We start from the raw sequence: 831 nt of genomic DNA on the forward strand, positions 1-831 counted from the left end.
GAGACACCCAGCGCGTTCGCAATCGCCATGAGGCGACTGGCCGCGATACGGGTGYCTCCCGTCTCATAGCGGTGGAGCTGTGCGCCCGTRACGCCGATAAGTCCRGCMAGCCGCTTTTGGCTGATGTCTTTRAAAATTCGGATCTGCTTGATCCTACGACCGACGTCGCTATCGGCGGATGTCGGCGAGCGATTGGAWMGGGTGTCGGATGGGGGCATCGGCGGGTTCTCATTCTCAGCCGAGCGGGGACGTCAGCGAGTTACCCGGGGATTTCTTGCAATTTCGGGATCAAGCGTGAGGTAAAAGTTTGCATTCGCGGTTTCGATCCTGTGCATGAATGCGTCCCGCGCCTTGCGGGGTGGGGCGGGCGATCGCGGCGAGGGGCGAGCGGGAGCAAGCGCGACTCGCGCTTCGCGATGACGGCGAGAGAGTGTCCGTACGCCGGACATCCTTGGCGGGCCGCTGTTGCCTGGCCCGCGCTCAGGCTCTCGAGAGTTGGGTCAGTCKAAGRGCTTCGGCCTTGSTGMGCACRTCSCCGTCGGWYCCAAAAAGCKCGCGGAAATGCKCRACSAGTTCAYCSACCGTCATCGGGCCCGCGCTCTKGGASCAGGCGGTCAATSTCGAACGCWATGGCRCGTCGGCGGAGGATTTAGCTTCRCGRCGCAAGGCYGTTTCGATCATCGGACTTAGTTCCGGCATCCAACTCTCCCAAGTTGGGGAAACCCTAAAGTTCRCTCGGCATTCAGCAAGCACCAAATGTTATGACGAACAGACTTATCCCGGCTTTTTCAGCACGTTGCGAATGCATCGCATTTACTGCCAGTCACACTC

At 60.4% G+C, this 831-nt stretch carries 1 protein-coding gene; it reads right to left on the reverse strand.

Annotated elements, in window-relative coordinates; genetic code table 11:
* On the reverse strand, nt 1-218 hold a 218-nt coding region (locus AC1DWF_RS33385), incomplete at its 3' end, for a helix-turn-helix domain-containing protein (RefSeq protein ID WP_476842788.1).
* Nucleotides 219-831 lie beyond the last annotated feature (613 nt).

Source organism: Aminobacter sp. P4_D5 (assembly GCF_056401815.1).